At 65.8% G+C, this 21,971-nt stretch carries 16 protein-coding genes and 3 rRNA genes; 13 read left to right on the top strand and 6 right to left on the bottom strand.

Annotated features, from left to right (window positions below; genetic code table 11):
• Nucleotides 1-8 precede the first annotated feature (8 nt).
• Complete coding sequence (locus QM809_RS01910; protein ID WP_415044155.1) at nt 9-1,853, top strand: putative nucleotidyltransferase substrate binding domain-containing protein; 1,845 nt, start codon at nt 9-11, stop codon at nt 1,851-1,853.
• Nucleotides 1,850-2,647 (top strand): metallophosphoesterase, encoded by a 798-nt coding sequence (locus tag QM809_RS01905; RefSeq protein WP_415044154.1) that lies wholly within the window; start codon nt 1,850-1,852, stop codon nt 2,645-2,647. The genes QM809_RS01910 and QM809_RS01905 overlap by 4 nt, the downstream gene beginning before the upstream one ends.
• A gap of 28 nt (nt 2,648-2,675) precedes the next feature.
• On the opposite strand, the gene QM809_RS01900 is transcribed toward QM809_RS01905, so the two are convergent.
• On the bottom strand, nt 2,676-4,370 hold the full coding sequence (locus QM809_RS01900) for a TIGR03767 family metallophosphoesterase (protein WP_415044153.1): 1,695 nt from the start codon (nt 4,368-4,370) through the stop codon (nt 2,676-2,678).
• Nucleotides 4,371-4,584: 214 nt separating this feature from the next.
• Between QM809_RS01900 and QM809_RS01895 the strand changes: the two genes are divergently transcribed.
• The 5 genes from QM809_RS01895 to rrf all read left to right on the top strand — a co-directional run bounded on the left by QM809_RS01895 (nt 4,585) and on the right by rrf (nt 12,749).
• Nucleotides 4,585-5,007 (top strand): rhodanese-like domain-containing protein, encoded by a 423-nt coding sequence (locus QM809_RS01895; protein WP_415044152.1) that lies wholly within the window; start codon nt 4,585-4,587, stop codon nt 5,005-5,007.
• 232 nt (nt 5,008-5,239) lie between these two features.
• On the top strand, nt 5,240-6,745 hold the full coding sequence (gene lysS, locus QM809_RS01890; protein ID WP_415044151.1) for a lysine--tRNA ligase: 1,506 nt from the start codon (nt 5,240-5,242) through the stop codon (nt 6,743-6,745).
• Nucleotides 6,746-7,330: 585 nt separating this feature from the next.
• A 16S ribosomal RNA gene (locus QM809_RS01885) occupies nt 7,331-8,853 on the top strand.
• Nucleotides 8,854-9,374: 521 nt separating this feature from the next.
• Nucleotides 9,375-12,517: ribosomal RNA gene (locus QM809_RS01880) — 23S ribosomal RNA — on the top strand.
• A 115-nt stretch (nt 12,518-12,632) separates the two neighbouring features.
• A 5S ribosomal RNA gene (gene rrf, locus QM809_RS01875) occupies nt 12,633-12,749 on the top strand.
• Together the 16S, 23S and 5S rRNA genes form the textbook arrangement of a ribosomal RNA operon.
• A gap of 532 nt (nt 12,750-13,281) precedes the next feature.
• Here the strand turns inward: rrf and QM809_RS01870 are convergent.
• The 3 genes from QM809_RS01870 to QM809_RS01860 all read right to left on the bottom strand — a co-directional run bounded on the left by QM809_RS01870 (nt 13,282) and on the right by QM809_RS01860 (nt 15,360).
• A complete protein-coding gene (locus QM809_RS01870) occupies nt 13,282-13,761 on the bottom strand; it encodes a DoxX family protein (protein ID WP_415044150.1) in 480 nt (159 codons plus the stop codon).
• A 91-nt stretch (nt 13,762-13,852) separates the two neighbouring features.
• Nucleotides 13,853-14,767 (bottom strand): DMT family transporter, encoded by a 915-nt coding sequence (locus tag QM809_RS01865; RefSeq protein ID WP_415044149.1) that lies wholly within the window; start codon nt 14,765-14,767, stop codon nt 13,853-13,855.
• A complete protein-coding gene (locus QM809_RS01860) occupies nt 14,764-15,360 on the bottom strand; it encodes a TetR/AcrR family transcriptional regulator (RefSeq protein WP_415044148.1) in 597 nt (198 codons plus the stop codon). Before QM809_RS01860 ends, QM809_RS01865 begins: the two co-directional genes overlap by 4 nt.
• Nucleotides 15,361-15,526: 166 nt before the next feature.
• Between QM809_RS01860 and QM809_RS01855 the strand changes: the two genes are divergently transcribed.
• The 4 genes from QM809_RS01855 (at nt 15,527) to QM809_RS01840 (ending at nt 19,734) form a co-directional block, all read left to right on the top strand.
• Complete coding sequence (locus QM809_RS01855) at nt 15,527-17,035, top strand: aldehyde dehydrogenase family protein (RefSeq protein WP_415044147.1); 1,509 nt, start codon at nt 15,527-15,529, stop codon at nt 17,033-17,035.
• A 120-nt stretch (nt 17,036-17,155) separates the two neighbouring features.
• Nucleotides 17,156-17,656 carry a hypothetical protein gene (locus tag QM809_RS01850; protein WP_415044146.1) on the top strand — a complete coding sequence of 167 codons (501 nt, stop codon included), beginning with the start codon at nt 17,156-17,158 and terminating at the stop codon, nt 17,654-17,656.
• 184 nt (nt 17,657-17,840) lie between these two features.
• On the top strand, nt 17,841-18,557 hold the full coding sequence (locus QM809_RS01845) for an ATP-binding cassette domain-containing protein (RefSeq protein ID WP_415044145.1): 717 nt from the start codon (nt 17,841-17,843) through the stop codon (nt 18,555-18,557).
• A 43-nt stretch (nt 18,558-18,600) separates the two neighbouring features.
• The gene (locus tag QM809_RS01840) at nt 18,601-19,734 is read left to right on the top strand and encodes a SufD family Fe-S cluster assembly protein (RefSeq protein WP_415044144.1); all 1,134 of its coding nucleotides are present in this window, start codon (nt 18,601-18,603) and stop codon (nt 19,732-19,734) included.
• A gap of 31 nt (nt 19,735-19,765) precedes the next feature.
• On the opposite strand, the gene QM809_RS01835 is transcribed toward QM809_RS01840, so the two are convergent.
• Both QM809_RS01835 and QM809_RS01830 read right to left on the bottom strand, forming a co-directional pair.
• The gene (locus QM809_RS01835) at nt 19,766-20,914 is read right to left on the bottom strand and encodes a class I SAM-dependent methyltransferase (RefSeq protein WP_415044143.1); all 1,149 of its coding nucleotides are present in this window, start codon (nt 20,912-20,914) and stop codon (nt 19,766-19,768) included.
• Nucleotides 20,915-21,156: 242 nt separating this feature from the next.
• On the bottom strand, nt 21,157-21,417 hold the full coding sequence (locus tag QM809_RS01830) for a hypothetical protein (protein WP_415044142.1): 261 nt from the start codon (nt 21,415-21,417) through the stop codon (nt 21,157-21,159).
• Here QM809_RS01830 and QM809_RS01825 point away from each other — a divergent pair.
• Nucleotides 21,416-21,595 carry a hypothetical protein gene (locus QM809_RS01825; protein ID WP_415044141.1) on the top strand — a complete coding sequence of 60 codons (180 nt, stop codon included), beginning with the start codon at nt 21,416-21,418 and terminating at the stop codon, nt 21,593-21,595. The two genes, QM809_RS01830 and QM809_RS01825, sit on opposite strands and share 2 nt — an antisense overlap.
• Before the next feature lie 3 nt (nt 21,596-21,598).
• Nucleotides 21,599-21,964, top strand: a complete 366-nt coding sequence (locus QM809_RS01820) for a hypothetical protein (protein WP_415044140.1) — start codon at nt 21,599-21,601, stop codon at nt 21,962-21,964.
• The last annotated feature ends 7 nt before the right edge of the window (nt 21,965-21,971 follow it).

The raw sequence follows: 21,971 nt of genomic DNA, 5'->3' as shown, positions 1-21,971 counted from the left end.
GTCCGACGATGAGCGACCTCGACCTGGAGACCTTCCTCGTCGAACAGCCGCCCTTCAGCGCGCTCTCCGACGAGACTCGCGCGCGGGCCGAGGAGTCCGCGGTGATCACGGCCTACCCGGCCGGGGCTCTCATCGTCGACGCCTTCGCCGCACCGACCCACGAGGTGTTCGTGGTGCTGACGGGCACCGTGGACCTGTGGTTCGACGCCGACCGGCTGCACCAGGGCGCGGCCCACCGCGCGGGGGCCGGGGAGATCTTCGGCTATTCCGCGCTGCTCGCGGCCCGTCCGATCGGGCCGCGAGCGGTCGCCGTCACCGAGACGACCGCGGCGCGGATCCCGCTCGACATCGTCGAGGAGGCGTTCGCGACGCGGGTCGGAGCCCGATTCCTCGCGGAGTACATCGGCACCGCGCACCGGAGCGACTCCACGCGGCCCGAGTTCGTGTCGGTGAGCGATCTGGTGCTCTCGTCTCCCGTACGGGTGTCTCCGGGCACCCCGATCGCCCGGACCGCCGCCCTGATGACCGAACGCGATCTGCCGTACGCGGTGGTGGATGCGACCGGCGGGTTCGGGCTGGTGACGGATGCCCGCCTGCGCAGCCGGGTGCTCGGTGCCGGACTGGCGGCGACGACCCCGGTGTCGGAGGTCATGACGTTCCCGGCGCCGGTGATCGCCTCGGACAGCCCGGTGTCCGAGGCGGTGCTGCGCCTCCTCGACCAGGAGGACGAGATCCTGCTGGTGACCGGTCCGGGCGGGGCCCTGCGCGGCGCCGTGAACAGCCGGGACTTCGTGTCGGCGCCGGTCTCGGCGGGCGTCGGTCTGCACGAGCAGCTGCGTCGTTCGGAGACCGCGGACGCGCTGGTCACCCGGGCACGGAAGATCCCGGGCGTCGTCGAGGAGAGCTGGCGCGGCGGCCTCACCGTCGACCGCGTCGTCTCGCTGTACTCCGCGATGGTCGACACGCTGATCCGGCGGGCGATCCGGTTGGTGTTCGAGCGTCACCCGGACCTCACCGCGGACCGGTTCGTCTGGCTGTCCCTGGGGAGCAACGGGCGCCGCGAGGCCCTGCTGTCGTCCGACGTCGACGCCGCGGTGGTCTTCGACGACGACGTCTCCGACGAGGAGGCGCATCGCTACCGGTCCGCGTTCGCCGAGGTGAACCGGATCCTCGCCGATTCCGGGATCCCGACCGACACGCACGGGGCGAGCACCGCCGCCCCCGCGTTCTCGCGCACCAACCGGCAGTGGCTCGCCGCCGCACGACGCTGGCTGGCCGAGCCGTACGCGGACAAGGGCATCCTGATGATCTCGCTGCTGCTCGACGGTCGGCCGATCCACGGCGACCCCGGGCTGTCCGACGTCGCCCGGACGCTCGGCCGGGTCCGCAGGCACCCGAAGACCCTGGAACTGCTCCTCGAGGAGGCCCTCGCGCATCCGGCCCGGCGCCCCGGCCTGCGCGGCCTCGTCTCGCCGACGGCGAGCGCGTTCGACGCCAAGACCCGGGGGCTGCTGCCGATCGTGAACATCGCGAGATGGGTGGCGCTCTCCGAGGCGTCGACCGATCTGCGGACCGTCGACCGGCTCCGGAACCGATCCGGCTCGGACCTGCTGACCCGCGTCGACGCGGAGCGACTGACCGAGGTCTTCGAACTGATGCAGCAGCTGCGGTTGCGGCACCAGCTGCATCAACTCGATCGGGGGGAGCCGCCCGGCGACCTCATCGAGCAGGACGAGCTGACGCCGATCGAACGCCGGATGATCGGTCAGGCGATCCGGGAGGTCGACGCGATCCGCCGCCGGATGGGCCGTCGTGCGGAGATCGGCGCCGCCGCCGGCAGCTGGACGCCGTGAGGATCGCGGTGCTCGGCGACGTCGCCGGCCACGCCGATCAGCTGCGGGCCGAGCTGGACCGGCTCGGCGTCCGCGACGGGCGCCTGCCCGACGACCTCGTCGTGATCCAGGTGGGCGACCTGATCCACCGCGGCCCGGATTCGGAGGCGGTGATCGAGTTGGTGGATCACCACCTGGAGCGGTCCGGGCGGCGCTGGGTGCAGTTGATCGGCAACCACGAGGCGCAGTACGTGCATCAGCCGGTGTTCGCCTGGCCGCAGAAGCTGAGCCGTCGTTCCGCGAAGACGCTGCGCCGATGGGTGGCCCGCGGCGATGCGCGGGTCGCGGCGGCGATCTCGACGCCGACGCGCGAATATCTGGTGACGCACGCCGGACTCACCGAACCGTTCTGGCGCCGGATCCTCGGCGGCCCGACGACGGCGGCGGACGCGGCGTCCGCACTGAACGGCCTGCTGCGCGGGCGGGATGCGTCGGTGTTCGCGGCCGGTGTCCTGCTGAACCGGAGCAGTCCGATCGTCGGACCGCTGTGGGCGCAGACCGCGACGGAGCTGGTTCCGGGCTGGCTCGCGACGCGGGTCCCGTTCAGCCAGATCTACGGCCACTCCACGATCACCGACTGGGCCGACCCGGTCGCGCCGCCGCCGACGCTCGCCGGACGTCTCGTCGTCGACCACGTGTTCAAGCACGAACGGATCGCCGTCGGGGACCAGGAACTCGTCGGCATCGACCCCGGTCACGGCAGTCACCCGGTGCTGCCGTGGCGGGCGTTCGAGGTGACCGGGACGGTGTCGTAGACGCGTCGGAGCGGACGTGTCGTGGGGGTCAGCGCAGCGGATGCGCCAGGAGCAGCTCGCAGTTCCGGTCCGTCATCTTGCCGAGCGCCTCGTCGTTGCGATGGATGTCGTTGTACGAGAGCTCGCGGTAGAGGCTGGCCAGCCCGGTGGGGGAGAGGTCGGACTCGTCCGCGGTGTACGGGCTCTCGGCCTCGATGAGCGGGGTGAAGATGCTCAGGGTGCCGTCGCCGTTGTCGGTCACCTCCAGGATCCGCGCCAGCTGCGGGAAGTCGATGTGGCTGGCGGTGTTGATCTCCCAGAAGCTGTGCTTCGGCGAGCTGCCGCGGTGGGGCGTCATCTCGTTCCGGTGGGTGTGCCCGTTGACCCAGGCGATCAGATTCGGGTGCTTCTTCAGCACCGACACCAGATGCTCGCCGCCGTACTGGGCCTGGCCGGGCGTCTCCGGGTTGGGCAGCTTGGCCGTCATCGTCGTGGACGTGTGGTGGCTGAACACGATCACCAACCGGTCGCGGTGGCGGCGCAGTTCACGTTCCATCCAGTCCAGCTGCACCCGGCTGATCGAGCCGTCGGCGATGCCGAGCGAATTACAGGTGTTCAAGGCGATGCCGCGCAGTCCCGGAGCGATCTCGAAGCCGTAGTAGGTGGGGCCGTCCGGCGCGCTGAACCCGTGGCCGACCGGACCGGGACCGGTGACGGACGGGTGGAAGTGCCTGCGCACGAACTCGGCGTTGCCGAACGGGCGTCGTCGTGCGTCGGGGGTCACCGGGTACGACGGCCCCGTGACCCGCAACTGCGCCAACTGCGGCCCCAGCGCCGCCGGATTCGACTGGAACGCGCTGCTGATCGCCGCCGCGGCCGGATGGTCCGCCGGCAGATCGAACTTCACCCCGGCCGTGTACATCCAGTCGATGACGTTGTTCGGGACGGTGCCGAGGAACTGGTCGTCGTGGTTGCCGAAGACCGCGAACCAGCGGGTGTCGAGGCCGGGACTGCGATGCGTGCGGATCGCCGCGCGCAGGAACCCGGGGATCTGCACGAAACCGCGGTCCTTGTAGATGTCGGCGCGGTCGGACTCCGGCTGCCAGTACAGCGACGACCCGAACGACTGGACGCCCTCGTAGCGGTCGCGGGCGCCGGTGTTCGGGGTGATGTCGCCGCCGGACATCACCCGCTGGAACCAGGTGAGCTCCACGTCCTCACGGTTGTCGGTGTTGTCGCCGGTGGTCACCACGGCGTCGAAGGCCCGGCCGGTGAACGGCCCGCACTTGAGCGCGTTGACCCGCTCGACCAGCGAGACCGCGCCCTGCGTGGTCAGCGTCTCGTGCGGCCGGAACGCCGAAGGCGCCTGCCGGTGGACGTACTCGAAACGCGCCGGGCTCTGCACGTCGGTGATGTGCATGTCGGTGAACTGCACGAACGATGCGACGGCCGTACGACGATCCGCCCGCGACCCCTTCGCCGCGGCCAGGTCCTGGCGGACGTACAACGGCCAGCCGGGCCCCGCGGTCAACTTGCGGTAGCCGCCCTTGCGGGCCTTGCCGGGCACCCCGACCCGGGCGAGCGTGGTCCCCTCGATCCGGGCGCCGCCGAGCGCCCCGGGATCGGCCCTGACCTCGCCGGCGCCCACGGCGAGCGCGCCTGCCGCCGCGGCACCCGCGGCCAGGAAGGAGCGGCGGGAGAGCGCCGTCCGTGCGTCATCGGACCCGGGACATGAACACGACATGGCCCTCACAGTAACGGCAGTCGCAGGCGATATGAACGAGACGGGTTCTGTGCGGCCGTGCACAAAACTCTTCGTCGGCGCTGCGGGCTGTGGCAGAATCGTCGTCGTGATCGAGAGCTGTCGGGAGTGTTGTCAGAGCTGAAACCGCCTTTCGCGGTCGGCTCCCTCGTTCGACTCTCCCCGCTCCACCCGATCATTCCTGAGGACCCTTGCGATGACCCTCGCCTTCGACGTTCCCGTCACCACCTCCTTCGGCACCCTCTCCGAGGAGCCGACCCCGCTGTCCGTGCAGACCGCGCAGTACCGGTCCCTGATCGACGACGGCGCCGTCGTCGTCGATCTCCGTTCGGCGCAGGCGCGTCATGCCGACGGCGCCCTGCTCGGGGCGATCGCGCTCGACCTCGACGACGCCCTCACGCTGCTCACACCCGGAGCCCCCGGGGCGCTGCGCTCGGCGTCGTACGAGGCGCGGTGGCTGCTGATCACCGAGGACGGGTACGACGCCGAGCAGCTCGCCTGGCATCTGCAGGCGCGCGGCGTGCGCGGTGCGCGGTTCCTGGTCGGCGGCCATCGCGCGCTGCGGGCCGCCGGGATCACCGGTGCCGTCGACGCCGCCGCCCACCACCTGTTCTCCTGAACGCCTCGGCCGTCCCCGTCTGCTTCGTCCCAGCCTGCCTCGTCCCCGTCTGTTCGTCCGGGAGTGCATTGCGCCGATGGCCGAGCCGGTCGTGGACCGCACTCCTACCGATGGCTGAGCCGGTCGAGGAACGCAGTGACGAGACCGTGTCGAAGCCTCCCGCCGTTCGGGGCCGTCGTGATTGGCGGGACCCGCGGGACCGGGCCTAATCTTGATCCTCGTGAATGAGCAGGTGGCAGAGACCGACGACCAGACCCCCGAACAGCTGCGAATCCGGCGTGAGAAGCGCGAGCGGATCCTGAGCGAGGGCCGCGAGGCCTACCCGGTGGGCGTCGGGCGGACGCACACCCTCGCCGAGCTCCGCGCGCAGTACGGCGACCTGGAGGCCGGCACCGAGACCGGTGTCGAGGCCGGGATCGCCGGGCGCGTGATCTTCCTGCGGAACAAGGGCAAGCTGTGCTTCGCGACCCTGCAGGAGGGCGACGGCACCAAGCTGCAGGCGATGGTCAGCTTCAACGGCGTCGGCGAAGAGGCCCTGGCGCGGTGGAAGGCCGACGTCGACCTGGGTGACATCGTGTTCGTGCACGGCCAGGTGATCAGCTCGCGGACCGGTGAGCTCTCGGTGATGGCCGACGGCTGGGAGATGGCGTCGAAGGCGCTGCGCCCGCTGCCCGTCGCCCACAAGGAGATGAGCGAGGAGTCGCGCGTTCGGCAGCGGTACGTCGACCTGATCGTGCGGCCGGAGGCCCGCGAGATCGCCCGCACCCGCATCAAGGTGATGGCCGAGCTGCGCAGGTACATGACCGACCGGGGCTTCCTCGAAGTGGAGACCCCCATGCTGCAGACGCTGCACGGCGGCGCCGCGGCTCGGCCGTTCGTGACCCGCTCGAACGCGTTCGACATGGACCTGTACCTGCGGATCGCGCCGGAGCTGTTCCTCAAGCGCTGCGTGGTGGGCGGGATCGACAAGGTCTTCGAGGTGAACCGCAACTTCCGTAACGAGGGCGCGGACTCCACGCACTCCCCGGAGTTCGCGATGATGGAGACCTACGAGGCCTACGGCGACTACAACACCTCGGCGACGATGATCCGCGAACTCATCCAGTCGGTGGCGATGGGGGCGCTCGGCACCCTGACCCCGACCATGCCGGACGGCTCGGAGTACGACCTGAGCGGGGAGTGGCTGAGCATCGAGATGTACCCGTCGCTGTCGGAGGCGCTGGGCCGGGAGATCGTTCCCGAGCAGACCTCGGTGGAGGAACTGCTCGCGATCGCCGACGAGGTGGGACTCGAGGTCCCCGAGGGCAAGGGTTACGGCCACGGCAAGCTCGTCGAGGAACTCTGGGAGCACATGGTCGGCGCGAAGCTCGACCAGCCGGTGTTCGTCCGGGACTTCCCGGTGGAGACCTCGCCGCTGGTGCGTGCGCACCGCAGCGTGCCCGGCGTGGTGGAGAAGTGGGACCTGTACGTTCGCGGCTTCGAACTGGCCACCGGCTACTCCGAGCTCGTCGACCCGATCATCCAGCGGGAGCGGTTCGTCGACCAGGCACGCCTCGCCGCCGCCGGTGACGACGAGGCGATGGTTCTGGACGAGGAGTTCCTCGCCGCGATGGAGTACGCGATGCCGCCGACCACCGGAACCGGCATGGGCATTGATCGTCTGCTGATGGCTCTGACCGGCCTCGGCATCCGTGAGACCGTGCTGTTCCCGCTGGTGAAGCCGCGTATCGACGGTTGATCGACCCGGCGCCGGCTGCGCGGCGGACGGTGACTCGTTCACTGGTCCGCAGTGCGGCCGGCGTGGGGGTTGTGTGCTTGTTCAGTGTGGTGACCTGCGGGTTTGTGTTCGTGTTGACGTGTGTGTAACTTAGTTCAGGTCGCCAGCGACGAACTTTCGAAAGAAAAACTTCTGCTGCTGGTTGCGAACAGGTTCTAGATTCTGCTAGAGTTTAGGGCCTGGGTGGTTGGACGCCGGATGTTTCACGCGGTTCCTGCTTCTCTCACTTCGTGAGGGCGCGGGACTGGGAGGAAAAATCCGGGTTTGACTTCCGACTGCCGGTCTGGTTAGGCTGGTGGAGTTGCCCGCGAGTCGGGCGGCAAGGCTCCGGTTCACCGAAGTTCGCATGCTGTTTTTACGGGGTGTGGTGTTGGTGGGTGTGTGTTTTTTGAGAACTCGATAGTGTGTGATGGATTTTCTTGTGCCAACTATTTTCGGCTGGCATTTGAGGGAGTCTGTCATGTTTTTGACAAGATGATTTTTTGCCAGTTGATTCTTTTGAATTTGGATTATTTTTTGGTCAGGTCTATTTCTCTGATTGGTTTTTTGTTGGAGAGTTTGATCCTGGCTCAGGACGAACGCTGGCGGCGTGCTTAACACATGCAAGTCGAACGGAAAGGCCCTGCTTGCAGGGTACTCGAGTGGCGAACGGGTGAGTAACACGTGGGTGATCTGCCTCACACTTTGGGATAAGCCTGGGAAACTGGGTCTAATACCGGATAGGACCACCGGCTGCATGGTCGGTGGTGGAAAGCCTTGTGCGGTGTGAGATGGGCCCGCGGCCTATCAGCTTGTTGGTGGGGTAACGGCCCACCAAGGCGACGACGGGTAGCCGACCTGAGAGGGTGATCGGCCACACTGGGACTGAGACACGGCCCAGACTCCTACGGGAGGCAGCAGTGGGGAATATTGCACAATGGGCGCAAGCCTGATGCAGCGACGCCGCGTGAGGGATGACGGCCTTCGGGTTGTAAACCTCTTTCGCCAGGGACGAAGCTTTTGTGACGGTACCTGGAGAAGAAGCACCGGCCAACTACGTGCCAGCAGCCGCGGTAATACGTAGGGTGCAAGCGTTGTCCGGAATTACTGGGCGTAAAGAGCTCGTAGGCGGTTTGTCGCGTCGTCTGTGAAATCCTGCAACTCAATTGCAGGCGTGCAGGCGATACGGGCAGACTTGAGTACTACAGGGGAGACTGGAATTCCTGGTGTAGCGGTGAAATGCGCAGATATCAGGAGGAACACCGGTGGCGAAGGCGGGTCTCTGGGTAGTAACTGACGCTGAGGAGCGAAAGCGTGGGGAGCGAACAGGATTAGATACCCTGGTAGTCCACGCCGTAAACGGTGGGTACTAGGTGTGGGGTCCATTTCACGGATTCTGTGCCGTAGCTAACGCATTAAGTACCCCGCCTGGGGAGTACGGCCGCAAGGCTAAAACTCAAAGGAATTGACGGGGGCCCGCACAAGCGGCGGAGCATGTGGATTAATTCGATGCAACGCGAAGAACCTTACCTGGGTTTGACATACACCAGACGACGGTAGAGATATCGTTTCCCTTGTGGTTGGTGTACAGGTGGTGCATGGCTGTCGTCAGCTCGTGTCGTGAGATGTTGGGTTAAGTCCCGCAACGAGCGCAACCCTTGTCCTGTATTGCCAGCGGGTTATGCCGGGGACTTGCAGGAGACTGCCGGGGTCAACTCGGAGGAAGGTGGGGATGACGTCAAGTCATCATGCCCCTTATGTCCAGGGCTTCACACATGCTACAATGGCGCGTACAGAGGGCTGCGATACCGTGAGGTGGAGCGAATCCCTTAAAGCGTGTCTCAGTTCGGATTGGGGTCTGCAACTCGACCCCATGAAGTCGGAGTCGCTAGTAATCGCAGATCAGCAACGCTGCGGTGAATACGTTCCCGGGCCTTGTACACACCGCCCGTCACGTCATGAAAGTCGGTAACACCCGAAGCCCATGGCCCAACCCCTCGGGGAGGGAGTGGTCGAAGGTGGGATCGGCGATTGGGACGAAGTCGTAACAAGGTAGCCGTACCGGAAGGTGCGGCTGGATCACCTCCTTTCTAAGGAGCAAACAACAACAAGTGGTTTCAGGTCTGTTCATGGCCGGCCGCGTGTTTGTTCGAGGGTGAAACACAAGAAAACCATCCGAGATACTGTTTCTGTCACTGTGACGGAAAACGGTGGGGTGGACTGATACCGGGTGACCGGGTCAGACGATGTCACACACTATCGGGGTTCTGAGAAAACACCCGCCGAACTCTTCCACTAGATGGAGGGGATTGGTTGTGGGGTTGACTCTAACTGTGCTCGCTGACTACCGCGCGCGATGTTTTCGTGTGTATGGGGTGGGTGGGTGTGTGTTGTTTGAGAAGTGCATAGTGGATGCGAAGCATCAATAATCAAGGCCCTGGAGATCAGGACTTCTGAGTTTTGGTGTTTGTACTGCAATTAAACATTTTGGTTTCTGTTGTTCAATTTTTTGGGCACAGTTTTTACTCATGTGTTTGTGGGACTCCACATTCGTATCCTTGTTGCTTGCTGGTTTTTGCTGGTGGGTGTGGGGGTGTGTTTGTGGGTGTTGTTGTAAGTGTTTTAGGGCGTTCGGTGGATGCCTTGGTACCAGGAGCCGATGAAGGACGTGGTAGGCCGCGATAGGCCTCGGGGAGTTGTCAAACGAGCTGTGATCCGAGGGTGTCCGAATGGGGAAACCCAGCACCAGTGATGTGGTGTTACCGCCCGGTGAATGTATAGCCGGTGCGGGGGGAACGTGGGGAAGTGAAACATCTCAGTACCCGCAGGAAGAGAAAACAATTGTGATTCCGTGAGTAGTGGCGAGCGAAAGTGGATGAGGCTAAACCGCGCGTATGTGATACTCGGCAGGGGTTGTGCGTGTGGTGTTGTGGGAGTGTCGTGGATCGGTCTGCCGGCTGGTCGGCCAGTTGAGAAAGTGTTGTGTTAGGTGAAGTGGCCTGGGATGGTCTGCCGTAGACGGTGAGAGTCCGGTAACTGAAAACGCAATGCCTGGTTTCGATGTTTCCCGAGTAGCAGCGGGCTCGTGGAATCTGCTGTGAATCTGCCGGGACCACCCGGTAAGCCTAAATACTTCCTGGTGACCGATAGCGGACGAGTACCGTGAGGGAAAGGTGAAAAGTACCCCGGGAGGGGAGTGAAATAGTACCTGAAACCGGACGCTTACAATCCGTCAAAGCCTGCGCAATCCTTGGGGTTGGTGGGTGATGGCGTGCCTTTTGAAGAATGAGCCTGCGAGTTAGTGCTCAGTGGCGAGGTTAACCCGTGGTGGGGTAGCCGTAGCGAAAGCGAGTCTGAATAGGGCGTTTTGAGTCGCTGGGTCTAGACCCGAAGCGGAGTGATCTACCCATGGCCAGGGTGAAGCCACAGTAAGATGTGGTGGAGGCCCGAACCCACTTCAGTTGAAAATGGAGGGGATGAGTTGTGGGTAGGGGTGAAAGGCCAATCAAACTCCGTGATAGCTGGTTCTCCCCGAAATGCATTTAGGTGCAGCGTCATGTGTTTCTTGCCGGAGGTAGAGCTACTGGATGGCCGATGGGCCCCACTAGGTTACTGACGTCAACCAAACTCCGAATGCCGGTAAGTGAGAGCATGGCAGTGAGACTGCGGGGGATAAGCTTCGTAGTCGAGAGGGAAACAGCCCAGATCGCCGGCTAAGGCCCCTAAGCGTGTACTAAGTGGAAAAGGATGTGGGATTGCTTAGACAACCAGGAGGTTGGCTTAGAAGCAGCCATCCTTGAAAGAGTGCGTAATAGCTCACTGGTCAAGTGGTCCTGCGCCGACAATGTAGCGGGGCTCAAGTACACCGCCGAAGCCGCGGCAATCACACAAAACATCCATGAGGATCTACGGGTTCTTGTGTAGTGGTGTGGTTGGGTAGGGGAGCGTCCTGCACTCTGGGAAGCAGCCTGGTGATGGGTTGTGGAGGGTGTGGGAGTGAGAATGCAGGCATGAGTAGCGAAAGACAAGTGAGAAACTTGTCCGCCGAATGACCAAGGGTTCCTGGGCCAGGTTAATCCGCCCAGGGTGAGTCGGGACCTAAGGCGAGGCCGACAGGCGTAGTCGATGGACAACGGGTTGATATTCCCGTACCCGTGTATCCGCGCCCAGTGGCGAGGCAGTTGTACTAACCACCCAAAAACTTCTTCTCAGTCCTTCGGGATTGTTTGGGGGTGGCTGCGTGGGACCTCGGCTGTAGTAGTCAAGCGATGGGGTGACGCAGGAAGGTAGCAGGGCCACGCGGTTGGTTGTCGTGGTGTAAGCCTGTAGCCCGGAATATAGGTAAATCCGTGTTCCTTGAGGGTGAGGGGTGATGCGTAGCCGTTGAGGTGAATTCTGTGATCCTATGCTGCCGAGAAAAGCCTCTAGTGAGTTGGTGCACGGCCCGTACCCCAAACCGACACAGGTGGTCAGGTAGAGAATACTAAGGCGATCGAGAGAACTGTGGTTAAGGAACTCGGCAAATTGCCCCCGTAACTTCGGGAGAAGGGGGACCACACCTGGTGACGACATTTACTGTTTGAGCTGGGGGTGGTCGCAGAGACCAGAGAGAAGCGACTGTTTACTAAAAACACAGGTCCGTGCGAAGTCGTAAGACGATGTATACGGACTGACGCCTGCCCGGTGCTGGAAGGTTAAGAGGACCGGTTAATCATCTTTTGGGTGGTGAAGCTGAGAATTTAAGCCCCAGTAAACGGCGGTGGTAACTATAACCATCCTAAGGTAGCGAAATTCCTTGTCGGGTAAGTTCCGACCTGCACGAATGGCGTAACGACTTCTCTGCTGTCTCAACCACAGACTCGGCGAAATTGCAGTACGAGTAAAGATGCTCGTTACGCGCGGCAGGACGAAAAGACCCCGGGACCTTCACTATAGCTTGGTATTGGTGTTCGGTACGGTTTGTGTAGGATAGGTGGGAGACTGTGAAGCGGGCACGCTAGTGTTGGTGGAGTCGTTGTTGAAATACCACTCTGATCGTATTGGGCTTCTAACCTCGGACCCTGATCGGGTTCAGGGACAGTGCCTGGTGGGTAGTTTAACTGGGGCGGTTGCCTCCTAAAGTGTAACGGAGGCGCCCAAAGGTTCCCTCAGCCTGGATGGCAATCAGGTGTTGAGTGTAAGTGCACAAGGGAGCTTGACTGTGAGACGTACATGTCGAGCAGGGACGAAAGTCGGGACTAGTGATCCGGCACCGGCAAGTGGAAGCGGTGTCGCTCAACGGATAAAAGGTACCCCGGGGATAACAGGCTGATCTTCCCCAAGAGTCCATATCGACGGGATGGTTTGGCACCTCGATGTCGGCTCGTCGCATCCTGGGGCTGGAGTAGGTCCCAAGGGTTGGGCTGTTCGCCCATTAAAGCGGCACGCGAGCTGGGTTTAGAACGTCGTGAGACAGTTCGGTCTCTATCCGCCGCGCGCGTCTAGAAACTTGAGGAAACCTGTCCCTAGTACGAGAGGACCGGGACGGACGAACCTCTGGTGTGCCAGTTGTTCCGCCAGGAGCACTGCTGGTTAGCTACGTTCGGAAGGGATAACCGCTGAAAGCATCTAAGCGGGAAGCCTGTTCCAAGATGAGGTTTCTCACCCACTTCGGTGGGGTAAGGCCCCCTACAGATGATGGGGTTGATAGGCCAGAACTGTAAGCGCAGTGATGTGTTCAGGTGACTGGTACTAATCGGCCGAGGACTTACAATAACACCCGAACACCAAAAATTTTTGGTGTGTCGCATCCACTATGTGCTTCTGAAACAACACACGAGCATTCGACCCCCCTTCTGGGGTGGTTGGGTGTGGTGTTGTTTCGTATTGTTTCGGTGGTTTTAGCGGAGGGGAAACGCCCGGTCCCATTCCGAACCCGGAAGCTAAGCCCTCCAGCGCCGATGGTACTGCACTTTAGTCAGTGTGGGAGAGTAGGACACCGCCGAACACAACATTATGGGGAGACCCTCGAGACCTCGTGTCTCGGGGGTCTTTCCGCATCCCCGGGGGTTTTTCTTACTGGTCGGGTCTTCTCGCTGTCCGGGCCGCTTTCTTCTTTTTTCTTTGTTGGTCGGGCCTCTCTCTTCTCCTGACCGGGCCTCTCTTCTTCGGTGGTTGAGCCCCTTCGGTGGTTGAGTCCTTCCGCGGGTTGATCCGGGCCTTCTTCGTTGGTTGAGCCGGGGTCGTGAACGGAGTGAACGACCCCGTGTCGAAACCACTCTTTCTCGGGACTGGGGGGCTTCGACGCGAGTGTCGTCACTGCGTTCCGCCACTCGGCTCAGCCAGCGGGGCGGGATGCCGTCACTGTGTTCCATCGCTCGGCTCAGCCGGCGAGGGCACGACTTCTTCTCATCTTCGCGGAGCCCGACAAGGTGAGCGTGAACGCAGTGAACGATCCCGAGTCGAAACCATCTGATTCCGAAACGAGAACCGACCGGTGCGCGAGATCGCGCACCGGTCGGCCCGGCAGGTGCAAGAGGTCAGGCGTTGACCGGCTCCGGTGCGTCCGGCTCGGTCTCCTTGGAGGAGTCTTTCGCTGTCGGCGGGGTGTCGGCGTCGTCGTTGCGATCGGAGATCAGCGACGAGAGCGCCAGTCGTCCGGGGCCGATGAAGACCAGCAGGAACAGAGCCCAGCAGAAGAGGGCGGCGCTGTCGCCGTCGTTCTGGATGGGAAGCAGGCCGTCGGTGTGCATCCAGAAGTAGGCGACGGCCATCGCGCCGGAACCGATGAAGGCCGCGATGCGCGTGCCGATGCCGAGCATGATCGCCAGACCGCCCACGAACTCGATGATGCCGGCCCACCACGACGGCCAGGCGCCGATCTCGGCGGTGCCGCCGCCGTAGGGTTCCTTGAACCAGGCGAACAGAGTGGACGCGCCGTGGCAGAAGAAGAGGAAGCCGACGACGATGCGGAACGCGGTGATGACCCACGGTTGGGCCCGATTAAGAAAGGGTAGCATTACCTAATAATTACGGCATACGACCCGATGTGCGAGGCTTCGTGTCTCAACTCACATCGAATGGGGTTGCGGCGGATCGAAGGATCGCGTCTCAGGATGTGGACATCGGCGTCGTCTGTGGCCTTAGTCGATCGCCGCCGGGTCTGGTCAAGACCGCGAGTGCGGCGACGAGGAGCGCCATGCCGACCCATCCGGCCGCGGGGAGGTGCTCGTGGAGGATCGTCACCGCCAGTACCGTCGCCACCGCGGGCTCGATCAGGGTGAGGGTGGTGGCCGTCGTCGCGTCAATGCCGCCGAGTCCCCGGCTGAACAGCACGTAGCCGAGGAACATCGGAACCACGGCCAGGTAGGCGAGCATCCACCACGAGAGCGGTGCGGCCTCGGCGAGCCGACCGCCGTGTGCGGCGATCACCGGGAGCAGTGCCACGCCGCCCGCGCCGAGGACGACGCCCGCAAATGCCGAACGCGGAACTCCCCGTCGCATGAGTCGGCGCAGCGCCCACGAGTAGCCGGCGTAGGTGCCGCCGGCGACCAGGCCGAGCGCGACCCCGAGGAGCACCGAGCCGTCGCCGTCGCCCCCGTGCGACAGGCTGAGCAGTGCGCTGCCGGCGATACCCAGCGCGCAGGCCGTGAGCCATCGTGCGCCGAGGCGTCGCCGATCGGTGAAGCGTTCGATCACGGCGGAGGCCAGCGGTGCGGACGCGAGCGACACGGTGGTGCCGAGTGCGACGCCGCCGATCCGCATGGACGTGTAGAAGGCCAGTGGATAGGCGAACACGCAGAGGGCGCCGAGGACGACGACGCCGAGGTTCGCCCGGATCTCCCGGCCGTGGCGTCGGAGGGCGGGTGCGTTCACGGCCGCCTGGAGCAGTCCGCCCACGCCCATGGCCACCGCGCCGACGGTCGGCGGGCTGACGTCGGGGGCGAACGCCGCGGCCGTCCCGGTGGTGCCCCACAGCGCGGCGGCGGCGAGCACCGAGGCGCTCGCGCCGCGCTCGGTCGTCACGGGGCGTCCTGGGGCAGAGCCGAGAGAAGGGTCTCGGCGAGTGTGCGCGCATGCGTCAGCCGGTCCGGTCCGCCCTCCAGTCCGGCCCGCGCCATCGCCCCCTCCAGCAGGAAGGAGAGGTGTTCGGCCAGGCGGGCGGCCTCGTCGTCGACGACGAGGTGCGCGAGCTCGTCGTGCATGATCTGCTCGACCTCCTCCTTGTGGCGCCGGACCGCCTCGCGGCCGGGATCGTCCGCGGGGAGTTCGGCGGCGGCGTTGAGCAGTCCGCAACCCCGGAATCCGTGGTCGTAGGCGAGTTCCGCGTGGTCCCGGTAGGCGTCGAACACGGCCAGGACGCGGGCGGTCGGTGAGTCGGCGTCGGCGCGTCGTCGTGCGTAGAGGGCGAGCCATTCGGCGTGCCGCTCGGTCAGGTAGGCGTGCACCAGATCGGCTTTGGACGAGAAGTTGTTGTAGAGGCTCATCTTGGCCACGCTCGCGTCGGCGACGATCGCATCGATGCCGGTCGCGGCGATTCCGTGCGCGTAGAAACGGGTCGCCGCGGCATCGAGGAGTCGGCGGCGGGCGGGCGACGGGCGTCGTCGGGAAGGGGTCATGATCACTCTCCACTTGATAGGTAGACCAGTCTACCTATCAATGACGATCGTCACGGTCCGGGGCGTGTGACCCCAGTCATGCCTGCGGTAGCATGGCGGCACGAAGGCGGGCGCGTGTCCCGGATCCTTCGGTCGAACGATCTCATCGAAGAATGTGGAGGGTCTGATGACCAAGCCTGCAGCGGCCGGCGTGCGTGCCGGGGACAAGGTGTCGTCGGAGGCGCATTCCCTGACCGAACTGCTGGAGATCCAGAAGGCCGCGTTCCTGCGCGACGGCGTCCCGGATGCCGAGACCCGGATCGATCGCATCAACCGGCTCGGTCAGCTGCTGCTCGACAACGCCGACGAGATCGTCGCCGCTCTGAACGAGGATTTCGGTACCCGCCCGCGCGAGGTCTCCATCGCCACCGACGTCGCCGGCTGCTTGATCGACCTGACCGATCAGCGGCGCCACGTGTCGTCGTGGATGGGCGACACCGCGGTGGGTCGGATCCAGGGTCTGCTCGGGCTGAAGCAGCGTCTGCGGCACGATCCGCTCGGCGTCGTGGGCATCATGGGGCCGTGGAACTTCCCGCTCCAGCTCACCTTCGTCCCCGCGGGATCGGCGTTCGCCGCCGGTAACCGCGTGCTGATGCGCCCGTCGTCGGTCACCGCCAAGACCACCGAGGTGATCGCGCGCGTCGCGCCGGACTACTTCTCGATCGAGGAGCTGGCCGTCGTCACCTCGGCGCACGGCGGCGGTTCGGACTTCGCCAAGCTGCCCGTCGACCACATGTTCTTCACCGGATCGCCCGAGGTGGGCGCCTCGGTGGCGCAGGAGGCCGCCAAGAACCTGGTTCCGGTGACCCTGGAACTCGGCGGCAAGAACCCGGCCATCGTCGACTACGACACCGACATCACCGCCGCGGCGAACTTCCTCGCCGACGCGCGCATGATCAACGGCGGCCAGGTGTGTCTGTGCCCGGACTACGTGTTCGTGCCCGAGGGCAAGGTCGGCGAGTTCACCGAGAAGGTGCTCGCGCGCTGGACCGAGTCGTTCCCGACGATCAAGGACAACCCGCAGTACACCTCGACGGTCAACGAGAAGAACTACACCCGCATCGTCGGCCTGATCGACGACGCCGTGGACATGGGCGCCACCAAGCACCAGGTGATCCCGGCCGGCGAGTCCCTGCCCGACGCCGAGGCGCGCAAGATCCCGCCGACCCTGCTCACCGGGGTCAAGGCGGGCATGAAGGTCGAGGAGGACGAGGTCTTCGGTCCGGTGCTCACGGTGTACCCGTACCGCGAGCAGTCCGAGGCCGTCGACAAGATCAACTCCGCCGGGCATCCGCTGACCATGTACTGGGTGGGCAAGGACAACGAGCGTCTGCAGTACATCGCCGACCACACCCGCAGCGGCTCGATCAGCGGCAACGACTTCGCCATGCACCTGCTCACCGGGCACCTGCCGTTCGGCGGCGTCGGCCGGTCGGGCATGGGCAACTACCACGGCAAGTTCGGTTTCGACACCTTCACGCACGACCGCGCGGTGTTCGTCTCCCGTCTGCCGATCACCTTCGCGGACATCGTCTCACCGCCGTTCGGCAAGTTCGATGCCCGACTCAGCGACATCCAGATGACGATGTGGCGCTTCCTGAACGGTCGTGCGCTGCGGAAGTCGTCCAAGCGCTGACCCGCTGACGGTTCCCTCGGTGCCCCGGTGCTGTGCGCGCCGGGGCACCGTTGCGTCGTTCGCCGGTGCCGGAGGTCGGCATGCCCTAGGCTCGTCCTGACTCAGACGAAGGGGGACGACATGGTCGCGGTCGAGGACGAGGTGCCCGAGATCCAGTACCGATACGAGTGCGTCGAGGGGGACGCCCGGCGATTCGTCCGGGACGGCATGGCGCTGTGGCCCCGGCGGAATCGGGCGCTGTGGACGGTGATGGCGTTCGAATCGGTGGTGTTCATCTTTCTGGCGTGGGCCACTCGGATGCCGTGGTTCCTGCTCGGGATACCCGCGCTGTTCCTGTTCTTCGCCGCCCTCTCGTACTGGAATCTGCTGCGGAACTTCCGGCGTGTCGTGGCGCCCGGCGAGATCTTGGCGAGCGGATACGGGGACCGCGCTTTTCGTCTCGCCGACGGCGGAGTCCAGTTGACTCTCTCCTACGACCGGGTGGAGAGCGTGGTCCGTCGTCCCGGTTGTCTGGTCGTGAGGCTGAAGAAGGGGCGGTGGCTCCTGATCCCCGCCGAGAACGCCCCGGCCGAGGCCGAAGCCAGGATCCGCGCCGGAATCGGCGGTGCCGCGGAGTCGTGATCTCGGTGCGGCCGGACGTGGCGGGGTCCAAGGTCCCGACCTTCCGGCGAACCATCGACTTAGGGGACCCTAATCAATAGTCTGGACGTGCAGGTTGTTTCTGAATCTACTTCAGAAACGGCTCGGACAGGCGGTGCCCGATGCGTGTCGGGTGTCGTTCCGCGACGATTGAAAGGGTTCGACGATGAGCCGTCCCCCGCTGCTGGATCTGGTGAACGTGACCGTCGAGGTGGACGGAAAGACCGTCTGCCGGGAGGTCTCCCTGGCCATCGGGGAGGGGGAGACGCACATCCTGCTCGGGCCGAACGGATCGGGTAAGTCGTCGCTGCTCAACGCGATCATGGGCACCGGTCCCGGCGCCGTCGTCGACGGCACCGTCACATTCGACGGCGTCGACGTGACCGACGCCGACGTGACCGAACGCGCTCGCCTCGGCCTCGGCATCTCCGCGCAGCACCCGCCTGCGCTGCCGGGGGTCACGGTGCGCAGGCTGGCCCACGCGATGGGCGCCGACGACCGGCTCGCGGAGGCCACCGAAGCCCTCGAACTCGACCGGATGATCCCGCGCGACGTCAACGTCGGTTTCTCCGGCGGCGAGGTGAAGCGCTGGGAGGTGTGCAAGCTCCTGCTGCAGCAGCCGCTGCTGAGCCTGTTCGACGAGCCCGAGTCCGGTGTCGATCTGGAGCACGTGGCCGTCGTCGGACGGGCGGTGGGGCGGCTGCTCGCGACGCCGACCCCGACCGGCCGCGCCCGGTCGGCGCTGATGATCACGCACACCGGCTTCGTCCTCGACCACGTGACCCCGACGCGGGGGCACCTGATGGTCGACGGACGACTCGTCGCCGACGGCGATGCGCGCGAGATGTTCGACGCGATCCGTCGTGACGGCTTCGCCGCCTGATCCCCGACCTCACCACCCTCCCCGCTCGGTAAGGAGCCCGACGATGACCACCACCGTCTCCGACCTCGTCCCGGTGTCCGGCCTCGGCCGCGAATCGGTGTCCGGCGACCTGCTCGCCGGCATCGGTTTCGTCCCCGAAGACCGGTGCGCCGCCACCAGCATCATGGTCGATCACCACTTCGAGAAGACCGTGAGTCACGACGGCCAGGTGGAGGTGATGCCGCTCGCCGACGCCGTCGTGACCTACCCCTGGCTGCAGGACCTGATGTTCTCGCTGATCGACCCCGACTCGGACGAGACCCTGCGGCGCGCCTTCGAATCGACGCTGCGCCCGCTGGGCACGTTCACCTGGGTCAAACCGGGTGCCGTGCTCGACAAGCCGCTGCAGTCGTTCAGCTTCATGACCGTGCCCCAGGAACGACAGTTCGTCCACGACGTCACCGTGATCGGTGAGGGCGCGGTGGTCGACAGCCTCAGCGGCAACGGGGTGACCCCGGCGCTGACCCACGGCAGACACGTCTCGGTCTCGGAGACCTTCGTCGGCAAGAACGCCCGGATCCGGTCGCTCGACGTCGAACGGTGGGGGCGGCGGATGGACGTGCGCAGCTACACCGCGACCCGGCTCGACGAGGGCGCCGTGAGCAGCAGCGTGTCGGTCGCGGTGTCCGGCGTCCGGAACCACGTCTCCACCTCGCGCAGCGAACTGGCCGCCGGCGCCAAGGAGTCGGTGCACAGCGTCGTCTTCGCGCCGGCCGGCACCCACCGCGAGATGATCACCTGGACCGACCTGCGAGGCGAGGGTGCCCGGTCGGAGCAGGTGGCGCGGATGGTCTCCGACGGCGGCGAGGTGCTCAACGAGTCCACGCTGATCGGTTCGGCCGCGGGCGTCAGCGGGTTCCTCGAGTGCGACGGACTGATGCTGTCGGACCGGGGGTACATCGATTCGGTGCCGGCGCTGAAGGCCCGGACCGACAAGGCCCAGCTCTCGCACGAGGCGAGCGTCGGCATGGTCGACGAGGCCAAGCTGGACTACCTGATGGCCGTCGGCCTGGAGGCGGACGCCGCCCGCGACCTGATCGTGCAGGGTTTCCTGGACCTGGAGGATCAGAGCCTCCCGGCGTCGCTGAAGTCGACGGTGGAAGACCTGGTCAGCGCTGCGCGCGCCGCCGAGATGTAGCCGGTCGGGCACCAGCGGTACGCGCGGGCCGTCAGCGTCTCCGCGAGGCGGTCACGGTGAACTTCCGGTTCCGGGCGATCTGGCGCGTCGGTCCGACGATCCGCTCCAGCGCGGGCCGATAGCGCAGGTGGGAGTTCCACACGCACCACAACTCCCCGGCCGACGGTTCGTCCGAGGAGCCGCCGGGGGAGCGCAGCGTCCGCGCCGCCTCGGCGAACAGGTGCTCGGCGATCCCGGTGCTCAGCGCCGCATCGCTGTGGAACGGCGGATTGAGCAGGATCAGTTCCTGCGAATCGTCGGGCAGGGTCTCGAGGCCGTCGGCCTGCACGACGACCACCCGGTCGGCGACCCCGTTCGCCTCGGCGGTGGCCAGCGCCGAGGCCGCCGCCGCGGCCGACCGGTCCGTCGCGGTGACCCGCAACGCGGGATCGCGCCGCGCCAGCGCCGCCGCGACCGCCCCGGAACCGCAGGCCAGATCGACGGCCGTCGCGGCCGGCGGGAGCGCGGCGGACTGCGCGAGGAGGAACCGGGTGCCGATGTCGAGCGCGGCGCCCGCGAACACCCCGCCGTGCGCCGCGACGGTGAGCCCGACGTCGTCGTGCGTCTCCGTGCGCGGCCACCGGACGAGGGCGGCCGCGGCCGCGGCGGGATCGGGTCCGGAGGCGATCAGAACGCGCGACTTCTGGCGCGCATGCGTCACGTCGACGGTGTCGAAGACGGTGCGCAGGACGTCGTTCATCGAGACCGACATGTGTTTGATCCGCCCGCCCGCGAACACCCGCACCGACGGGTCGGCGTGCGCGGCGATCCACGCGGCCACCTCGGCCAGGCGGTCGAGCGAACGGGGGAGCCGCAGGAGGACGGTCGTCGCGCCGGCGACGAGTTCGGCGCTCAGCGGCAGGGAGTCGAACGCGTCGGAGAGCGCGAGTGCTGCGGCGTTGGCGGCCAGGGCGCGCTCGCCGGTGAGCAGGTCCTGGTGAACGCGGATCCCGCGGGCTCCGCATCGCGCGGCGCCCAGCGTGAGGGCGCCGTAGGCGTCGTCGATCACGACGAGTCGCCCCGGCGGGGTCGTGCGGAGTGCTCCGGCGGCCTCGTCGAGCAGGAGCCGGTCGGCGGCATCGACCGCGGTCAGACCGGGGCCGTCGACGTCGGGGAAGCGCCGGAGCGCGGTGAGATCCACGGATTGCAAGATTACCGATCGTTTCCGATTCACCCGTCCGACGTGGTGCACTGAACACCGATGCCGTCGTTTCTTGCACGGTGCGCCGCGACGCGGCAAGGTGGTCGGGTCACGATCGATGACGGAGAGATCGATGGCGGAGGGAAGGTCATGCGGAATTCGAGGCGGATCCGGACGGCGTTGCTGGCCGGGGTGTGTGCCGGAGCCCTGGCGCTGAGCGGATGCTCGACCGACGGCGCGGCCTATCGCGACGACGACACACCGGCCGAGACGACGGTCGCCGCGACGACGACGAACGTGTCGAAGGCGTCGAAGACCGGGGTGGAGTCCACGCGCGCCAAGGCGCCCGGCTCGTCGGCGGCGAGCGTCACCCCGTCGGAGAGCTCGGCGCCGAGGTCGCCCAGACGGAGCGCGGCGGCGAGCACTGCGGCGAGCACGGTCGCCTCCACGTCGGACCGGCCCGCGTCCACCTCGGGGGCGCGGACGGGGAAGGCCTGGAACATGTCGTGCTCCACCTACAACCAGTTGAGCCCGGACGAGGCGAAAGAGGTCACCGCCGAGCTCGGCAGGCTGATGAACAAGAAGCAGCTCCGGGAGAACGAGCGTTCGTGGGCGATCGTCAAGGAGTTCTGCCGGGGCGGACTCGTGCGGGACAGCCGGGGCGTGCGGGACTCGGGATAGGCCGTGCCCTCCGACGACGCCCGGCTGATCGCGGCGGCCCGCGCCTACGTCGATGCGCTGGTGTCGCACGATCCGTCCGCGGTGCCGCTGCACCCGGCGTGCACACGCACCGAACTCGGGGTGACGACCGGTCGTGACGGCCGTCACATCGCCCGCAGTCTCGCCCACGGCCCGCAGTTCCGGCTCATCCACGCCGTCGGCGACTTCACCGCGACCGTCTCCGGGCGTCGTGTCGAGACGACCTTCGTCGTGCATGTGCGGCCGAAAGCCCTCGGACTCGGTGCGCGGGTGGTCGAGAGCTTCGAGTTCGACGACGAGGACCTGATCACCCGGATCGTCGCGCGGTTCTCGCCGCCCCGTCGCGTCTGAACCGCGC

Source organism: Gordonia sp. (in: high G+C Gram-positive bacteria) (assembly GCF_047600385.1).
Lineage (GTDB): Bacteria > Actinomycetota > Actinomycetes > Mycobacteriales > Mycobacteriaceae > Gordonia.
This window is presented reverse-complemented; position numbering and strand designations above follow the sequence as displayed.